The organism is Acinetobacter sp. AOR43_HL (genome assembly GCF_027854635.1).
GTDB classification, from domain to species: domain Bacteria; phylum Pseudomonadota; class Gammaproteobacteria; order Pseudomonadales; family Moraxellaceae; genus Acinetobacter; species Acinetobacter pittii.
Window position 1 is genome coordinate 59,763 of record NZ_JAKTHX010000008.1, and the last position, 18,105, is coordinate 77,867.

Consider the following 18,105-nt stretch of genomic DNA (forward strand, 5'->3'; position numbering starts at 1 on the left):
CATAAGTTTTAAACTGTAGAGCGCAGTGTTTGAGTAGGTATTATTTACCTTTGAAAACAGGAGGCCTTTTTTGCAACATGGCAAAAACACCTTCTTGAACATCTTCTGTTGTGAGCAAAGGTTGAAGATGGCTTTGCAATTGCTTAAAGGCAACCTCATAACCTTCGTTAATAGCTTCACGCGCAGAGGCGAGAGTCGCTTTTACAGCAAGGGGAGCAGCTTGCGCAACATGTTCAGCAAGTTCTATGGCACGGTTGAGCTGAGAGCCTTCTGGACATATTTCGGTAATCAGGTTCATATCAAAAGCTGCTTGGGCATTAAAAGAGTCACCAGTGAGTAAATAGCGCATGGCTTTGGCCCAACCCGCGGCTTGAGTAAAACGCGCAGTAGCTCCGCCAAAAGGTAAGATGCCACGTTGAACTTCCATTTGAGCAAATTGTGTATTTTCACTCGCAATCGTAATATCTGCGTTGAGAAATAGTTCTATACCAGCTGTATAACAATAACCTTGTACTGCCACAATCAAAGGTTTACTCAGTTTCTGGCCTATTGTGCCCCAAGGGTTAATCTCATTTTCACTAAAATCAAAAACACCTGTAGCGAGTTTAGGTTGTAACTCAACTAGGTCCAAACCAGCTGTAAAATGATCGCCATGAGCAAAGATAACAGCGCAGCGCAGGGTATCATTATTTTCATATTCGGTGAGCGCTAGTGATAAGTCTTTGATCATGTGACTATCAAAAGCATTACGTTTTGCTGCCCGATCTAGGCCAATTAAAAAAATATGTCCGCGAGTTTCACGGCTGACTTTTCCTGCTTGATTTGACATATTGTCATGCTCTTTATTTGTCTTTAATCATGTTTTAAACAATCGTTTAAAAACTAGCAAATATAATTTGTTCGCGACTCGATCGGTATTTCTTTTGTCTATGTATTGAAGTAAATCAAATTCATACGAAAAGACAAATCCTAAGATAACGTCAATTTGCATAATTTATTTAAATTAGCAGTTTGCTTCGCTTTATATTTTTCTCATAATACTTCGTCAAATTGATCTCAATAAGCAGCTGTTTTTATGTCACCTCTAGAAATCTTTGCAGTCTTGATTAGCCTGATTGGAGTCGGATTAACGGTAATCCGTAATATGTGGTGTTGGCTGTTTAATTTTTTTGCCTTTGTTTTATATGCCTATTTGTTTTACGAATTTAAGCTATATGGCGAAACGATTTTGCAGTTCTTTTTTATGGTCGTAAATTTTTATGGCTTTTACTACTGGCTCAAAGGAAAGCAGCAAGATCATGACATTCGTATAGAGCCAATAGCTCCTAAAGTTGCAATTTTTCAAATGATCATTGCCGCGGTAGGTGGCTTGCTTTTTGGCTTAATTCTTAAAAACTTTACTGATGCAGCAGTTCCTATGCTCGACTCACAACTTGCCGCATTTAGTTTACTCGCAACGTATTGGACCAGCCGAAAACATATTGCGACTTGGATACTTTGGGTATTTGTCGATATTATTTATGTCGGCATGTTCATCTATAAAAATTTATTTTTAACAGCCGCTTTGTATGCAGCATTTGTTTTGATGGCAGCTTATGGTTGGTATCAATGGGAAAAGGTTAAAAAGAAACAGCTTTTAGCCTCAAACCAGCTTTAATTTGGAGAACAATCATGTTGTTGAGCTTAGAGGTCTATAAACAACAACAGTTTGATCAAATGGCTGCAAAAATAATGGCCAAGCCAAAAGAATATTGTGAATTTAATTTTGTGTCTGATTTTTATAACGCTGTATGGCTCAAGGATCTTCCTCAAGGCACTCAGGTCTCTGCGACAGGTTTAGATGACGGTGCTGAAGAGTTTTATGCAGTGGTGCAGTTTAAACAGCAGTACTTAAAGTTTGATATTAAAGAAAATGATTCGACAATTATCTTTAAAGATATGAATGGGAACGTCTTTGAAAATAATTTTTAATTTAAGAAATAAAATTCAAAAAAAGCGACTGAACGTCGCTTTTTTTCTAATAAATAAATTTGGAAATTTTATTCGCTGTTTCAACAACTAAACTTGCGATATCTTCTTTAAAGGTTTTTTCATCGTAGGTGGTAATAGGGCAACTTACAGAGATAACAGCAACCATTTTACCATTTGACTGTTTAAAAATAGGCGCCGCACAGGCTGCCATATCATGATTGTAATGACCCCAGCTCACCATGGTTTTTTGAGTTTTTACGAAAGAGAGTCTTTGCAATAAAGCTTTTAAATTGGTTGGCGTCAGTTCAGAGAAACTGTCCCAATCGCTAAAATTGCGGTAACGCTGACGTACTTCTGTTTCAGGTAAATCAGATAAAAGCATTTGACCAATGACGGTTGCATGGGCAGGCCAGCGAGTTCCTAAACTAATGTTGCTCGTAAAGGTTCCCATCGACTGGATATTATTTACAAAGACGATATGAGTACCTTCTAAAATAGAAAGATGTACCGCGAGTTTGGTCTGGTCACGTAGTTCTTTCATTAAAGGTGTCGATAAATCGAGTAATGAAAGTTTAGATAAACTGTTAAAACCAAGCTCCATGACTTTGGAATCGAGAGCGTAAGTTTTTTGAGATGCTTTTCTTAAATAGCCACAAGATTCGAGTGTATAGATCAGACGAAATGCACTAGAACGGTTCACTTCTAAAATTTCAGCAATTTCTGTAATGGTCATTTCTTGCGCTTGTTGATTAAATGCTTGCAAGATAGCTAAACCCCGTACAAGTCCGGGTACTAAATATCGATCATCATTTTTTGTTGTTTCCGATTCTTGCGAATCTTCATCAATTGCTATGCTCATTCGTGTCATTTTCCTATAAATAAAACATGATTCAATTTGGGGCATGCTGCTTTATTTTATAACTATTGTAATTGTTAAAAATGCATAAAACAATTTTTATATTTAAAACTTTGTTTCCTTCTTGAAACGTAACAAAATATTTAAAAATTAATAAACCAATGAATTTTATATTTATTTTTACTTTGACAAAAAATGATCAAGGGGATTATGCTTAGCTTGTGTTTTGAAAATCAAATTATGTTTTGTATATAAAACAAAATGAGGACGCAAGGTATGAGTTGGATCTCAGTTTGTCAGCAGGGTGACGTTAGCGAAGATGAGCCGAAAGCCATCGAAATTGAAGGGAAAAAAATAGGCGTATTTTTTGTCGATGAAAATTACTTTGCTATCGAAAATGTTTGCCCTCATGCGTATGCCTTATTAACCGAAGGATTTATCGAAGATCAGACTGTTGAATGTCCATTGCACGAAGCAATTTTTGACATTCAGACAGGTGAGCTAAAAAGTGGGCCAGGGTGTAGAAACCTATGTACGTACCCAGTTCGTGTTGAAGGACAGGATATTCAAATTCAACTCTAGTCCTCACATGTACAAGGAAGCAGAACAATGAAGACATTTAATGAAAAGTTGGCAAGCTGGATTCATGCAACGCCAGCAACCGAAGCAGGTATCAACAATATTCAAATTCCAGGTCAATCTGAATTGTTGGTTTGGCAGACACGTTATAAAGAACCAACGCTCTATGAACAGGATTTTGTAAAAAACTTGATTCAGGCATTTTCTGCGGGCGCAACAGAGTTAGATGACGTTGTTTCTGCACTTAATCAACAGGGTTTCCGCTGTGAATCTGGTGATGAATGGACTTCTGCAAGCTTTACAGAAGAAATGCAACGTTTAGGTTATTGATTCAGGGAAGAATAAAATGAACGCAATCGTATCAACTTCACAAAGCGCTGAAGAATATTTAGAACTTGGTTTACGTGACCAATGGCATCCGGTTTTGGCAAGTTGGGAAGTCGCTGCTAATCCAGTCGGTATTACCCGTTTAGGGGAAAATATCGTGGTTTGGCGTGATGCCGAAGGTCAGGTTCATGCACTTGAAGATCGCTGTCCACACCGCGGTGCTCGTCTTTCCCTTGGTTGGAACTTAGGCGACCGAGTTGCTTGCTGGTATCACGGTGTTGAAGTTCGTGCTGATGGTGTAGTTGCTGATGTGCCAGCGGTTCATGAATGTCCAATGACCGGAACTAAATGTTTAAAGAACTATCCAGTAATTGAGCAACATGGCGCAATCTTTATCTGGTTTGGTATTGATGCAAATGAACAACCAGCACCGCTTGAGTTCCCAGAGCAACTTGCAAGTGAAGAGTGGAGTGCGTTCCTTTGCCAAGCAGACTGGAAAGTAAACTATCAATACGCGATTGATAATGTGATGGACCCAATGCACGGGACCTATTTACATGCGACATCGCACTCGATGGCAGATGGTGAACGTACTGCAGAGATGAAGCACCGCACGACCGATAATGGCTTTGTTTTTGAAAAAGAAGGTCAAACAGGCGTGAACTTTGACTGGGTTGAATATGGTTCAACAGGTGCAAGCTGGTTACGTCTTTCGATCCCATACCGCAAACAATTTGGCCCAGGTGGTGAATTCTGGATTGTGGGTTATGCAACGCCAATTGATGCCAACAATACTCGCGTATTTTTCTGGCGCTGCCGTAAGGTGAGTGGTTGGCAACGTAATGTATGGCGTTTCTTATATCGCAATCACTTAGAACAATTGCATTGGGATGTATTGGAACAAGACCGAATTATTTTAGAAAACCTTGCGCCAAATGCGCGTGAAAAAGAGTTCCTCTATCAACACGATGTTGGTCTTGCACGTTTACGTCGTTTAATGAAGAAAGAAGCTGAAAAGCAATTAAAGAAAATTGCTGCGCTAAATGCATCAAACCGTATCGAGATGCAGGAAGAAGCTCATGGCTAATGTAGCGTTGTTGCAAGGCAAAAAAGTTTTAGTGACTGGTGCTGCGCGTGGTTTAGGCCGAGATTTCGCTCAAGCCATTGCCGAGGCTGGTGCTGAAGTTGTGATGGCAGATATTTTGTCTGACTTGGTGCAACAAGAAGCGCAAGCGTTACAGAAACAAGGGCTAAACGTTCATGCTGTCACCGTTGACCTTGCCAATGCAGACTCTATTGAAAGTGCGGTTGCAAAAAGCGTGGAAGTATTACAAGGACTAGACGGACTTGTGAATTGCGCGGCACTGGCGACCAATGTCGGTGGAAAAAATATGATTGATTACGATCCTGAACTTTGGGATCGGGTCATGAATATTAATGTGAAAGGCACATGGCTCATCAGTAAGACATGCGTTCCCCATTTAAAGCAATCGGCTGCTGGCAAGATCATTAATGTTGCTTCCGATACAGCACTTTGGGGTGCACCGAACCTGATGGCTTATGTTGCGAGTAAAGGTGCAATTGTTGCCATGACGCGTTCAATGGCAAGAGAGTTGGGGCAGTCCAATATCTGCGTTAACACATTGTCACCGGGCCTTACTCTGGTTGAAGCAACCGAGTATGTGCCTCAAGAACGTCACGATTTATATGTCAATGGAAGAGCGATTCAACGTCAGCAACTTCCACAAGATTTAAATGGAACAGCATTGTATCTACTGTCGGATTTGTCCTCTTTTGTGACAGGTCAAAATATTCCGGTCAATGGCGGTTTTGTCTTTAACTAAGGAGTAGTCAAATGATTACAGGGATCGAGATTTTAAAGTTTGGAGTTGAAGATAGAGCCGCTTCAAACAAGTTTTTGGCAGATTTTGGTTTAAGCAAAAGTACTTCGGATATTGAAGGCACTGATCTTTACCAAACCCAAAATGGTAGCAAGATTTATCTATTTAATTGTGATGATGAGCGTTTGCCGACTGCTATTGAACAAGGTTCAACTTTACGTGAAGTGACTTGGGGCGTTGATAGTGCTCAAGACCTTGAAGACTTGGCAGCTCGTTTGGCCGATGTAGAAGGTTTTAAACGTACTGAAAATACAGTTCAGTGCCTTGACCCAAATGGCATGACCATTCGTTTTGAACAAAGTTTTGTTAAAGAAGTACCTGAACTTAAAACGGAAGGTATTAACCAATACGGCAACATTCAACGTGTGAATGCAGCAAGTCCTGTCTATGAAAAAGGTCAACCTGTTGCGATTGGACATGTGGTGTTCTTCACACCGGATTTGGCAACAACTGAAAACTTCTATATTGAAAAAGTAGGCTTTCATTTATCTGATGCTTACAAAAATCGCGGTGCTTTCTTACGTTGTCGCGGTGAAGGTTATCACCATGATTTATTCTTGCTCAGTGTTCCAAATAAACCTGCTGGCTTAAATCACGTTGCGTTTGTAGTACGTGATATCCATGAGGTGATTGGGGGCGGTTTAAATATGAATCGTTCGGAGTGGTCAACCTTTATTGGACCAGGACGTCATCCAATTTCTTCTGCTTATTTCTGGTACGTCAACTCACCATTAGGTGGTGCATTTGAATATTACACCAACGATGATTATTTGACAGAAGAATGGCAACCACGTGTAGAAGAACATCGTCTAGAGCTTTTCACTGAATGGGCGATTGAAGGTGGTCTTGATGACACAACCCGCCGTCAGGTGAAGCCTGTTTAACAGGTATTGCTTTACAAGGAAGATGGCTATGGAAAAGATCGTAATTGTAGGTGCCGGACAGGCAGCGGGTTGGGCAGTAAGTACATTACGCCAAAATGGTTATGTGGGCGAAATTCACGTGGTTTCAAATGAAGATCAAGTGTTTTATGAGCGTCCGCCACTGTCTAAGCAAGTACTTTCAAAAGAAGCAACTTATGAAAGTTTGAATCTGTTCTCTCCTGAACAGGTTCAAGAGTTCAACGTTCAATGGCATAAACCGGAAATTGCAACAAAAGTCGATCGTGAACAAAAACAGGTTCATTTAGAAAGTGGTCAGGTTTTGCCGTATGACAAATTGCTGATTGCAACTGGAAGCCGTGCGCGTGTACCCGTCAATACATGGCAGTTCATTCCAAATGTTCTGACTTTACGCAATGTGCATGATTGTGAACGTTTGGCTGAAATTTTAAAGAATGCAAAAAATGTCGCTGTGATTGGCGGTGGCTGGATTGGTTTAGAAATTGCTGCAACTGCACGTAAGCAAGGTAAAGATGTTCATATATTTGAATATGGTGATCGTTTATGTGCAAGAAGCGTGAGTCCGGAAGTTTCTGCATTTTTAAAAAATATGCATGAAACTCAAGGTACAAAAATTCATTTAGACAGCAAGAGTCTTCATTTAGTTGAAGCGCCGAATCAGAAAGTTGAAGTAGTGAATCATCCACAAAATAGCCAGTTATTTGACTGTGTCGTGGTAGGTGCAGGCGCTGAGATTGCCAAAGAGTTAGGTGTACATGCTGGTCTCGATGTGAAAGATGGCATTGTGGTGAATTGTTTTGGGCAAACTTCAGATCAAAACATTTATGCCGCAGGTGATGTCGCGATTCATCCGGGTTTGGGTTATTGCATTCAGTCTTGGGCAAATGCACAAAATCAGGCGATTGCAGCAGCAAAGTCGATGCTCGGCATTGAAACTGAATATACCGATATTCCATGGCTTTGGTCAGATCAATATCACTTTAATATCCAGATCTTAGGTACGTATCAACCTGAAAAAACGAAGGAAGTAATCATTCGTCAAGGCGGTGAAGATCAGGTGAGCTATTTATATCTGGACCATGAAAATCGTTTGCTCAACATGATTGCCATTAATGATTCTAAACTGGTCAAACTGGCAAAACGTTGGATGCAAGCCAACACCGTTTTAGATCCAAAACTATTAGCAGATGCTGAATTTAATGTCATGAAGTTAAAACCGTAAACATTAAATCTGGTTCTCATTACCAAATCGAAGGAATGACACATGAGTAATGAAGAAAAAAGTGGATTGAAGCATTGGGTACCTGCTTTTGTCCTTATGGTGTGTGTGGTACTGGCGTTTTTCGACAAGATTAGTATTGCGGTTTTATTTTCAGATCCTCATTTTCAAAGTGCAATGGGAATTGCTGAAGATAAGGCCAAGCTCGGATGGCTCATGACAAGTTTCTTACTTGCTTATGGTTTTTCATCAGTCTTTCTAAGCTTTTTGGGTGACATCTTTAACCCAAAGAAAATGCTGTTCTGGAGCGTAACGTCGTGGGGCGTACTCATGTTCTGTATGGGGTTCACCACCAGTTATTCAGGCATGTTGGTTTTACGTGTACTGCTTGGTTTAGCAGAAGGCCCGTTATTTGCCTTGGCATACACCATTGTTAAGCAGACTTATTCAGACCGTCAGCAGGCACGTGCTTCTACCATGTTCTTACTTGGAACACCGATAGGTGCATTCCTTGGGTTCCCAATCACGGCAAATGTTTTAGCTCACCACGACTGGCACACCACTTTTTTTGTGATGGCTGCGCTAACCCTGATTGCGATTTTTAGCATTGTTTTTGGTCTGCGTAACTTGCAGCTCAAGAAAACTGTCGAAATTGAGGGCGAGAGTAAACGCACTAATTTCAAAGGTCACATTGCCAATACTAAATTGCTGCTCAGCAACAGCGCATTCTGGTTGGTTTGTCTCTTTAACATTGCGCTGATGACGTATTTGTGGGGCTTAAACAGCTGGGTTCCTTCTTACTTAATGCAAGACAAAGGATTCAATCTCAAAGAGTTTGGGATGTATTCAAGCTTTCCGTTCATTGCCATGTTAATTGGAGAAATTATCGGTGCGTTTTTATCTGACAAATTAGGCCGCCGCGCAATTCAAGTATTTAGCGGTTTATTACTCGCGGGCATCTTCATGTACGTAATGGTCATTATGACTGAGCCACTATTGATTATTGCTGCCATGTCTTTAAGTGCTATGGCGTGGGGTTTTGGAGTAGCAGCGGTATTTGCTCTGCTTGCAAGAGTAACGACCTCAAATGTAGGGGCGACTGCGGGTGGAATATTTAACGGTTTAGGTAATTTTGCAAGTGCAATTGCGCCTGTTCTTATCGGTTACATCGTGATGCAAACACATAGTTTTAATTTAGGAATTACCTTCTTGGCTGCTGTCGCTGTCATTGGGTCGTTGTTCTTGGTTCCTCTTTTAAAACGTTATTAATTCACTGTATAGGAGTTTAAAAAATGACTACACAACAATTCGAATCGTGGGCACAACCAGAGGGTGCTTCTTTAGAAGATTGGTTAAACACACGTATTGCTCGCTTTGAGACACGTAAATACGACTTCGATGCTTTGAAGTTCCAAGCAGATTACGATCCGAAATATCGCCGTGCACAAATGCGTTACATGGGTACGGGTGCAACAGGTGTTGCAAATGACGGTAACACCGTTCCAGCAGAAAACTTCACGTTTTCAACCATGGTTCTACCACCACAGTGTGAAGGTCCTTTGCACATTCATCACGATGTTGAAGAAGTTTTCTTTATGCTCCGCGGCGAAATTGATTTGTTCATTGAGCACAACGGCGAAAAATTTGAAACCCGTTTAAAAGAGCGTGATCTGATTTCAATTCCACCGGGAATCTACCGTGGTCTGTTTAACCCAGGTCAAGAAGATGCCTTGATGTGTGTGATGTTAGGAACAGGTAAACCAACCATTCCGAACTATCCACCAGAGCATCCATTGTCTCAAATCAAACGTTAATTGTTTGATGAAGTGAATGAAAGGAACGAATTGAAAATGATGACACTCATTGAAAAGTTAGCAGAATTTCCGGTGAAAACCGTTACTGTTCAAGGCCAGCAGCAAGCCTATCGAGAAGCCGGTCAGGGTGAGTACCTTGTGCTGTTGCATGGCATTAGTTCAGGTTCTGCTTCATGGGTAAACCAACTTGAAGTGCTGTCTCATCATTTTCATGTCATTGCCTGGGACGCACCGGGCTATGGCAAATCAGATGAACTTTTAACTGATCAGCCCAATGCTACTGATTACGCAAAGTGTTTGGCAGCATTGTTCGATGTTTTAAAAATTGAAAAAGCAATTGTGGTCGGACACTCATTAGGTGCCTTACAGGCCAGTGCATTTGCTGCACTTTACCCAGAGCGAGTGGAACATTTAGTTGTTGCTAACCTAGCTCAAGGCTATCAACGCCACGATGAACAAACACAAATTCAGGTTTTTGAAAAAAGACCAAAAATGTTGAAAGAACTCGGTGCTAAAGGAATGGCTGAAAGCCGTGGACCTCATTTGATTTATAAACAAGAACCACAAGCCTTAGCTTTAGTTTCAGAGGTGATGCAGCAGTTGACTCTAAAAGGTTTCACCCATGCATCGTACTTACTGGCATATGACGAAATACGTAATTACTTAACCCATTTAAAAGTCCCATGCACAGTCATTGCAGGGCAGCAAGATCAAATCACTCCTGCGTTAGGTATACAAGAGCTTGCTCAGGAATTGCAGTTGGAACAGCGCTTCGTCATAGAAGATGCAGGACGTTTAAGTTATGTCGACCAACCGCAAGCATTTAACCAAATTATGTTGACGATTCAGGAACAATCGTAAGAGAGATTAAGGATTATGAGCTTCCAAGTTGAAGGAAAAGTTGCAGTTGTTACCGGTGGCTCATCTGGGATTGGGCTGGCTGCTGTTGAAATACTGGTTGCAGAGGGTGCAAAAGTTGCTTGGTGTGGTCGCGATGAAGAACGTCTAAATGCTTCAAAGCACTATATTTTAGAAAAATTTCCGCATGCCAATATTTTTACCAAAGCATGCAATGTATTGAAAAAAGAAGAAGTTCAGCAATTTGCCAAAGAGGTCAAACTCAATTTGGGCAATGTGGATATGCTCATTAACAATGCTGGACAAGGCCGTGTTTCAAATTTTGAAAACACACAAGATGAAGACTGGATGAAAGAAATCGAGCTGAAATATTTCAGTGTTTTACATCCGGTACGGGCTTTTCTTGACGACTTAAAACAGTCGGCAAATGCCTCAATTACCAATGTGAACTCGTTACTGGCATTGCAACCGGAACCGCACATGATTGCGACTTCATCTGCACGCGCTGCACTGTTGAATTTAACCCATTCGTTGGCGCATGAGTTTACTCAATATGGTGTTCGCGTGAATTCAATTTTACTTGGAATGGTTGAATCTGCGCAGTGGAAACGCCGTTATGAAACCCGTTCAGATTTAAATCTGTCATGGGAAGAGTGGACAGGCAATATCGCAAAAAATCGTGGGATTCCTATGCAGCGTTTAGGTCGTCCAGAAGAGCCTGCACGTGCTTTAGTTTTCTTGGCATCACCATTGGCATCTTACACCACAGGTTCGGCAATAGATGTCTCAGGTGGTTTTAACAAACATTTATAAATATCAGGTGCTGTCATGAAAAAGTTGATGATGATTGGTTTTGGCGCAATGGCAGCAGAAGTGTATGCCCACTTGCCTCAAGATCTGCAACTCAAATGGATTGTCGTGCCATCTCGTAGCATTGAAAAAGTTCAATCACAAGTCTCGTCTGACATTCAGGTGATTTCAGATATTGAGCAATGCGATGGTACCCCAGACTATGTCATTGAGGTGGCAGGTCAAGCAGCAGTGAAAGAGCATGCTCAAAAAGTTTTAGCGAAAGGCTGGACCATTGGTCTGATTTCGGTGGGTACTTTGGCTGATAGCGAATTTTTGGTTCAGCTTAAGCAAACTGCCGAAAAAAATGATGCCCATCTGCATTTACTGGCAGGGGCTATCGCAGGTATTGACGGTATTTCTGCAGCCAAAGAAGGTGGTTTGCAAAAAGTCACTTACAAAGGCTGTAAAAGTCCAAAAAGCTGGAAGGGTAGTTATGCAGAGCAATTGGTCGATCTAGACCATGTTGCTGAAGCTACAGTCTTTTTCACAGGAACTGCGCGTGAAGCTGCCATGAAATTTCCAGCTAATGCCAACGTTGCAGCAACCATTGCACTTGCAGGACTTGGTATGGATGAAACCATGGTTGAGTTAACTGTTGATCCAACCATCAACAAAAACAAACACACTATTGTGGCAGAAGGTGGCTTTGGGCAAATGACTATTGAACTGGTGGGCGTGCCGTTACCAAGTAACCCAAAAACATCAACTTTGGCTGCGCTTAGCGTGATTCGTGCTTGTCGCAACAGTGTAGAAGCAATACAGATTTAAGAAGGATTTGATCATGGCAAAGGAAATTTATATTGCAGGTGAATGGCGATTAGGCAGTGGTGCAGTCATTCAAAGCCTGTTTCCGGCAGATCAGTCGGTAAACGCTGAGCTTTCAACAGCAACGCTTGAAGATGTAAATGAAGCAATTGAAAAAGCGGATCAGGCTTGGCGTCAACCGAGCTGGAGAAACAGTTTGCCGCATGAGCGCGCACGTATTCTCTACAAAGTTGCAGACATTATTGAAGCGCGTGTAGATGAATTAGCCAAATTACAAACACGTGATAATGGTAAGCCTTTAACCGAAACTCGTGGCTTGGTGATGAGCGCGGCGGCAACTGCACGTTATGTTGCTGCGGCATGTGAAACATTGAACGATGAGCTCACCACTCAACGTGCTCCAGACTTTATGACCATGAGCGTGCATGAACCTGTGGGCGTTGTAGCAGCCATTACCCCTTGGAACTCTCCAATTGCGAGTGAAGTTCAAAAGCTTGCTCCAGCTTTGGCAGCAGGAAATGCCGTGGTGTTAAAACCAGCTGAAGCGACTTCACTGATTGCTTTAGAGCTTGCCAAAATTTTTGAAGAAGCAGGTTTACCAAAAGGCTTACTCAGTGTGTTAGTGGGGCGTGGTTCTGTGATTGGTGATGCTATTGCTCAGCACCCATTGGTTCGTAAAATTTCTTTTACAGGTGGAACAACCACGGGACGTCATTTGGCACACATTGCCGCAGATAAACTGATTACTACTTCGCTTGAGTTAGGTGGTAAGTCACCAACCATCGTTTTGCCGGATGCGGATGTCGAACTGGCAGCTAAAGGTGTCGCGTACGGTATTTTTAGCTCGGCAGGCCAAGCGTGTATTGCAGGTTCTCGCTTGTTTATTCATAGCAGTCTTTACGATCAGTTTTTAACGCGTTTGGTTGAAATTACCAAAGGCTTACGTGTGGGTCATCCGGAACAAGCTGGTGTGCATTTAGGTCCACTGGTCAATGACAAACATTTGCAGTCAGTTGACCGCTATGTACAGCTTGCCAAAAGCGAAGGTGGTCAAGTTTTGATTGGTGGTGAGGCACTTACGACTGGTGACTATGCCAAAGGAAGCTATTACTTACCGACCATTATTACGGGCTTAAATAACAGTGCTCAAACCTGTCAGGAAGAAATTTTTGGCCCTGTTTTAGTGGTTATGAAATATGACAACGAGCAAGATTTAATTGCCCAAGCCAATGACAGTTGTTTTGGTCTTGCCGCAGGTATCTGGACTGAAAGCTATCGCAAAGCTTGGCGTATTGCACGTGCCTTAGAAGTGGGAACGGTATGGATTAATACCTACAAAAAATTCTCGATTAGTGCGCCGTTTGGTGGCTTTAAAGACAGTGGAATCGGACGCGAAAAAGGCCGTTTGGGCATTTTATCGTACATGCAACAAAAGAGTATTTATATGGGGCTGAATGAACAGCCCAACCCTTGGTGCGATTAATAAATTCAAGGACTGAAAACAAATTTTGAGGAATAGACATGACTGAACGTGTAAATGTAGGCGAAGCAATCGCAAGAGTTTTAGAAGCGCACCAAGTTGATAGTATTTATGGTGTTATTTCCATCCACAATTTACCTATTGCCGATGCGGTAGGGCGCCGTGAAAAAATGCGCTTTGTAGCAGCCCGTGGTGAAGCGGGTGCGGTTACTATGGCAGATGCACACTCACGCTTTAAAGGCCTAGGGGTAGCGTTAACCAGTACGGGTGCTGGTGCAGGTAATGCGGTAGGTTCACTGATTGAAGCAATGAATGCGGGTAGCCCTGTATTGCATTTAACAGGTCAAGTTGAGCGTGAATATCTCGACCGTGATGCAAGCTTCATCCATGAAACTAAAGACCAACTTACATTCTTGCGCGCATCAAGCAAAGCGGCGTTCCGTATTACCAGCCCAGACAATGCTGTTGGTGTAATACGTGAAGCCATCCGTGTAGCAACCACAGTTCCAATGGGTCCGGTAAGTGTTGAGCTGCCGATTGATGTGCAGGCAGCAGAAATTGATTTGCCACTTAACTTAGGGCCAGTCAAAGCACTTGAGTTACCACAGGCAGAGCAAGCTGAAATTGACCATCTTGTCAGTGAAATCCAAAAAGCAAAACGTCCAATTTTCTGGATTGGCGGTGGAACTTTAAATAGCGTTGCCGAAGTTAAAGCAATTGCAGATTTAGGTATTCCGGTTGTTTCATCTACACATGGCCGTGGGGTGTTGGCAGATGATCATCCACGTAGTTTGGGTGCTTTCCATAACTCAGCAGGTGTTGAGCAGTTATTAAAAGATGCCGACTTGATGGTTGTAGTGGGTTCTCGGTTACGTAGTAATGAAACAAAAACTTATTCGGTTGAGTTCCCTGAAAACATTATTCAGGTAGATGCCAACCCAGTGGCTCAGCAACGTAATTACAAAATCCGCAACTTCATTTGTGGCGATGCTAAAGATGTCTTAACACGTGTGTTGGAACAGCTTCAGGGGACTTCAAAAGTTGATGCTGATTACGATGCTGCTGTAGTAGCGGCTAAACAGGCTGCAATTGATGCGCTGCGTAAGCAAATCGACCAATACGCTTTAATTTGTGATCACTTACGTGCAGCTTTACCTCAAGACGGCATTTTTGTACGTGACATCACCATGTCGGGTAGTACATGGGGCAGTCGTTTATTCCCAGTACAAGCACCAAACCAAAACATCCACTCACTCGCGGGTGCAATTGGTTTAGGCCTTGCAACAGCAATCGGTGCTTCAGTTGCTAACCCTGATAAAAAAGTAATTGGTTTAGTCGGTGATGGCGGCTTAATGCTGGGTATTGGTGAAATTGCAACTATGGTGCAAGAAAACACCAACATGGTCTTAATGATTATGAATGACGGTGGTTATGGCGTAATGCGTGGCATTCAAAATAACTACTTTGGTGGTCGTCAGTATTTCAATGAATTGCATACGCCAGACTACAAACTCCTTGGCGAATCAATGGGTGTGAAAAGCTGGAAAGTGGGTAGTGCAGATGAGTTTAAAACGGTTATTCAAGAGGCTGTCGCTTTTGAAGGGCCAACCGTGATTGAGCTCGATATGAACTCGATTGGACCATTAAACTTCGCGGGTCCACCGCAAAAGAAACTGTATTAACCAGTTTGGATGGTTTAGTACATATGCGATGGGAGCTGCTAAGCCATCCTTTTTTTAGATAAATTTTTTTGTCTAAAAAACAATAAAAACGAAGTTTTACAGGTAAAACAAATAAAGTTCCAGCAGGACGCTGGAACTCAATCAAGGATGTAGAGATGAAAAAGACTTCATTGATCATGGCATTCATTGCACCGCTTACGCTGGGGGTAAGCGTCAATGCATTTGCAAAAGATTCATTGCTTGAATGGAAAAGTGATGATGGTACCGATTCATTAAAGTTAGGTGGGGTGGTTCGGTTAAATCAACGCTATGAAGATTGGGAAGGGCCAAACCGTGGTTTTGGTAAGCTCCATTTTGATATTTTCAGGGTTGATCTCAAAGGTAAATTTGATGATGCCTATATCAATGCCAGCTATATGTTTCAAGACCAACAGAAAACGTCCATTGAAAAAGCATATGTTGGCTATAACTTAGATGCCAATAACAGCATCGAAGCGGGGCTAGTCTATAAACCTTTTACGATTTATCCTTATCCGCAAAATGGCTGGACCTATCACATTCCATTCTTTTTAGGTTATGGCAATAACATTGCACCGGGGATCAACTGGAATTATCACAACAAAGATTGGGATGTAAAACTCGGTTATTATCCTCAAATGTTAGAGACGAACCTGCGTTATTCCCCTGAAAGTGCAACTTATGATGACTTGGCAGGAAATGCATTTCCATCTCAAAAAGCCTATCAAAATGAAAAGCGCAATCAGGTGAATACCCGCATTGTTCGCAAGTTAGAAACTGATTTCGGTAAACAAGAGTTTGGCGTGTCGGGTGCAATTGCCCAGTTGCATAATGACATTACTGACAAAGACGGCAAATATTATGCAGTCGGTTTGCATACTGAAAATAACTATAAGCGCTTTAACTTACAAAGTTCGGTCATTCATTATCAGTACGATGCTAAAAATCCGGATGGTGTAAACAGTGATATGACTTTGATGGGAGCGAATGGCCTTACGCCTGCTTATTTCATTGCTTCGGAAGGTACGATTGCCAGTTTAAACCTTGCCTATACGTTGCCTGTGACCAATATGGGCAAGCTAAAAGCCATTAAGTTTTATAATGACTATAGTTATCTCGATAAAAAACGTGATGATTGGTCAGATTCGCAAATGAATACCACAGGGATGATGTTTATTGCTTCACCATTTATGGTTTGGGCAGATTATACGTGGGGTAAAAATTCGAACATCATTGGTGGCTCGACCAACTCAACAGGATATACCTCTGCCACTTCACCAAATAGTGATAAGTGGCTATACCGTATTAACTTTAATATCGGGTTTACTTTCTAAAGTAAGCTGCAATAAAAAACCACGCAATTGGCGTGGTTTTTTATTTAATAAGTGAAAATTTTTAATACCTGTTTTTTTCAAACTTATTCCAAAACACAAAGGCAGTCACAAAGGCCAAAATGGTTAGCGCGAAAATATAATACATCGCACCAATATCACTATATTGACTGAGCCAATGCACTAAAGGCAGGGTCATACCACCAACAATTGCATACGATAAATTATAAGAAAATGAAATGCCCGAGAAGCGAACAGGCGCGGGGAACATTTTGACCATACTGCTCGACACCATGCCGACGGTACCAGAGCATAGACCCAACAACATATATAAACCAAAAATGGTTGAATGTGCCGCGTGCCCCAAACTGTTATAAAAAACTGCTGCTGTGAGTGCCACGGCAAGCGCACCGACCATCATGACTTTGCCACAGCCAAAACGGTCAGCAAAATAGCCTGCCAAAATACAGCCTACCATTTGCATGACAATGGCTGCACTTTGCATTTCAAAAGTTTGAGAACGCTCAAAGCCAAACGTACCAGTTAATAAATTTGGCATGGCTAAAATCACCACCACCACACAACCTGTTAAAAACCATGTAAATAACATGCCAATCGCAACAGCTGTTTTATGCGTTTTTAACACTTGTTTTACAGGCATTTCTTTTGAGATTTCTTTACGAGCTTGCATGGCTTTAAACACAGGCGTTTCTTTTAAATAAGTCCGCAAATAAAGTGCAACCAGACCAAAAATACCACCTGCAATGAAAGGAATACGCCATGCCCAGTCATGGATTTGTCCTTCACTAAAATTCAGTGAAATCCATAAAGACATCAATGCACCCAATAAAATTCCTAAAGACAGCCCAGCGGTGAGTAAACCATTTGCCAGTCCAATTTTTCTTTCGGGTACGTGCTCAGACACAAATGTCCATGCGGCTGGAATTTCACCCCCAATCGCAATACCTTGTACCACACGCATAAGCAATAAAAGTAGTGGTGCCAAATATCCGATATTTTCAAAGGTAGGTAATATCCCGATAAACAGGGTAGGCAGCGCCATCAGTAAAATAGAAAGTGAAAATAATTTTTTACGCCCGACCAAATCACCAAAATGGGCCATGACAACCCCACCTAAGGGCCTAAAAAAGTAACCTGCTGCAAAAATACCATAAGTGTTGAGCATGGCCCAAAACGGACTAAGTGTGCTGGGGAAAAAGAGGTCGGAAATGATTTTGGCGTAAAACACATAAATCACAAAATCATAAAACTCTAAAGCTCCACCCAATGAAGAAAGGGCGAGGGTTCGTTTATCTTCTTTATTAAGATAGTTCGCATCCTGCAAAGTTAATTCCTGATCCATTTTTTACTTAATTGTTGTAATTGAAGTTTGGATATTAATGGAAAAGTGAAGTAAAAGTAAATGGAGGAAATTTGTTCTATAGGGCAATGCCGATTGGACTTGCTCAGTTCAAAAAGCTTTAAAACAAAAAACGCTTTAGATAAAACAAAAACAGATGTAGGAATGGCTTTTCTTTTGGCTTGTTCAG

At 41.6% G+C, this 18,105-nt stretch carries 19 protein-coding genes; 16 read left to right on the top strand and 3 right to left on the bottom strand.

Annotated features, from left to right (window positions below; genetic code table 11):
* Positions 1 to 40 precede the first annotated feature (40 nt).
* Complete coding sequence (locus MKL33_RS04555) at positions 41 to 829, bottom strand: crotonase/enoyl-CoA hydratase family protein (protein WP_270906554.1); 789 nt, start codon at positions 827 to 829, stop codon at positions 41 to 43.
* A 246-nt stretch (positions 830 to 1,075) separates the two neighbouring features.
* Between MKL33_RS04555 and pnuC the strand changes: the two genes are divergently transcribed.
* Together pnuC and MKL33_RS04565 are read left to right on the top strand one after the other, a co-directional pair.
* Positions 1,076 to 1,657 carry a nicotinamide riboside transporter PnuC gene (pnuC, locus tag MKL33_RS04560; protein ID WP_270906555.1) on the top strand — a complete coding sequence of 194 codons (582 nt, stop codon included), beginning with the start codon at positions 1,076 to 1,078 and terminating at the stop codon, positions 1,655 to 1,657.
* A 14-nt stretch (positions 1,658 to 1,671) separates the two neighbouring features.
* Entirely contained in the window at positions 1,672 to 1,971 is a 300-nt protein-coding gene (locus tag MKL33_RS04565; protein WP_270906556.1) for a hypothetical protein, read from the top strand.
* Positions 1,972 to 2,017: 46 nt separating this feature from the next.
* Here MKL33_RS04565 and MKL33_RS04570 read toward each other — a convergent pair whose 3' ends face one another.
* Positions 2,018 to 2,830 (bottom strand): IclR family transcriptional regulator, encoded by an 813-nt coding sequence (locus MKL33_RS04570; RefSeq protein ID WP_270906557.1) that lies wholly within the window; start codon positions 2,828 to 2,830, stop codon positions 2,018 to 2,020.
* Between the two features lie 273 nt (positions 2,831 to 3,103).
* On the opposite strand from MKL33_RS04570, the gene MKL33_RS04575 reads away from it, so the two are divergent.
* The 14 genes from MKL33_RS04575 to MKL33_RS04640 all read left to right on the top strand — a co-directional run bounded on the left by MKL33_RS04575 (position 3,104) and on the right by MKL33_RS04640 (position 16,558).
* A complete protein-coding gene (locus tag MKL33_RS04575) occupies positions 3,104 to 3,409 on the top strand; it encodes a non-heme iron oxygenase ferredoxin subunit (RefSeq protein ID WP_002117586.1) in 306 nt (101 codons plus the stop codon).
* A gap of 27 nt (positions 3,410 to 3,436) precedes the next feature.
* Complete coding sequence (locus MKL33_RS04580; RefSeq protein WP_005070730.1) at positions 3,437 to 3,736, top strand: recombinase-like helix-turn-helix domain-containing protein; 300 nt, start codon at positions 3,437 to 3,439, stop codon at positions 3,734 to 3,736.
* A gap of 16 nt (positions 3,737 to 3,752) precedes the next feature.
* The gene (locus tag MKL33_RS04585) at positions 3,753 to 4,820 is read left to right on the top strand and encodes an aromatic ring-hydroxylating oxygenase subunit alpha (RefSeq protein ID WP_068930630.1); all 1,068 of its coding nucleotides are present in this window, start codon (positions 3,753 to 3,755) and stop codon (positions 4,818 to 4,820) included.
* Positions 4,813 to 5,577 carry an SDR family oxidoreductase gene (locus tag MKL33_RS04590; RefSeq protein ID WP_068930631.1) on the top strand — a complete coding sequence of 255 codons (765 nt, stop codon included), beginning with the start codon at positions 4,813 to 4,815 and terminating at the stop codon, positions 5,575 to 5,577. Before MKL33_RS04585 ends, MKL33_RS04590 begins: the two co-directional genes overlap by 8 nt.
* A gap of 11 nt (positions 5,578 to 5,588) precedes the next feature.
* Entirely contained in the window at positions 5,589 to 6,518 is a 930-nt protein-coding gene (locus MKL33_RS04595; protein WP_063098297.1) for a VOC family protein, read from the top strand.
* 28 nt (positions 6,519 to 6,546) lie between these two features.
* Positions 6,547 to 7,758, top strand: coding sequence for an NAD(P)/FAD-dependent oxidoreductase (locus MKL33_RS04600; protein WP_270906558.1), 1,212 nt, complete (start codon positions 6,547 to 6,549; stop codon positions 7,756 to 7,758).
* 42 nt (positions 7,759 to 7,800) lie between these two features.
* Entirely contained in the window at positions 7,801 to 9,024 is a 1,224-nt protein-coding gene (locus tag MKL33_RS04605) for an MFS transporter (RefSeq protein ID WP_202744665.1), read from the top strand.
* Between the two features lie 23 nt (positions 9,025 to 9,047).
* Positions 9,048 to 9,569 carry a cupin domain-containing protein gene (locus MKL33_RS04610; RefSeq protein WP_002117566.1) on the top strand — a complete coding sequence of 174 codons (522 nt, stop codon included), beginning with the start codon at positions 9,048 to 9,050 and terminating at the stop codon, positions 9,567 to 9,569.
* A gap of 36 nt (positions 9,570 to 9,605) precedes the next feature.
* Entirely contained in the window at positions 9,606 to 10,430 is an 825-nt protein-coding gene (locus MKL33_RS04615) for an alpha/beta fold hydrolase (RefSeq protein ID WP_270906559.1), read from the top strand.
* Positions 10,431 to 10,445: 15 nt separating this feature from the next.
* Positions 10,446 to 11,240, top strand: coding sequence for an SDR family oxidoreductase (locus tag MKL33_RS04620; protein WP_000009973.1), 795 nt, complete (start codon positions 10,446 to 10,448; stop codon positions 11,238 to 11,240).
* Between the two features lie 15 nt (positions 11,241 to 11,255).
* A complete protein-coding gene (locus tag MKL33_RS04625) occupies positions 11,256 to 12,047 on the top strand; it encodes an aspartate dehydrogenase (protein WP_064784326.1) in 792 nt (263 codons plus the stop codon).
* A 13-nt stretch (positions 12,048 to 12,060) separates the two neighbouring features.
* A complete protein-coding gene (locus MKL33_RS04630) occupies positions 12,061 to 13,527 on the top strand; it encodes an aldehyde dehydrogenase (RefSeq protein WP_270906560.1) in 1,467 nt (488 codons plus the stop codon).
* Positions 13,528 to 13,565: 38 nt separating this feature from the next.
* Positions 13,566 to 15,206, top strand: coding sequence for a thiamine pyrophosphate-binding protein (locus MKL33_RS04635; protein ID WP_270906561.1), 1,641 nt, complete (start codon positions 13,566 to 13,568; stop codon positions 15,204 to 15,206).
* A gap of 155 nt (positions 15,207 to 15,361) precedes the next feature.
* Entirely contained in the window at positions 15,362 to 16,558 is a 1,197-nt protein-coding gene (locus MKL33_RS04640; protein ID WP_069141001.1) for a hypothetical protein, read from the top strand.
* Positions 16,559 to 16,619: 61 nt separating this feature from the next.
* Here MKL33_RS04640 and MKL33_RS04645 read toward each other — a convergent pair whose 3' ends face one another.
* Positions 16,620 to 17,918: an MFS transporter gene (locus MKL33_RS04645; RefSeq protein ID WP_017399054.1), complete on the bottom strand. Its 1,299-nt coding sequence runs from the start codon at positions 17,916 to 17,918 to the stop codon at positions 16,620 to 16,622.
* Positions 17,919 to 18,105 lie beyond the last annotated feature (187 nt).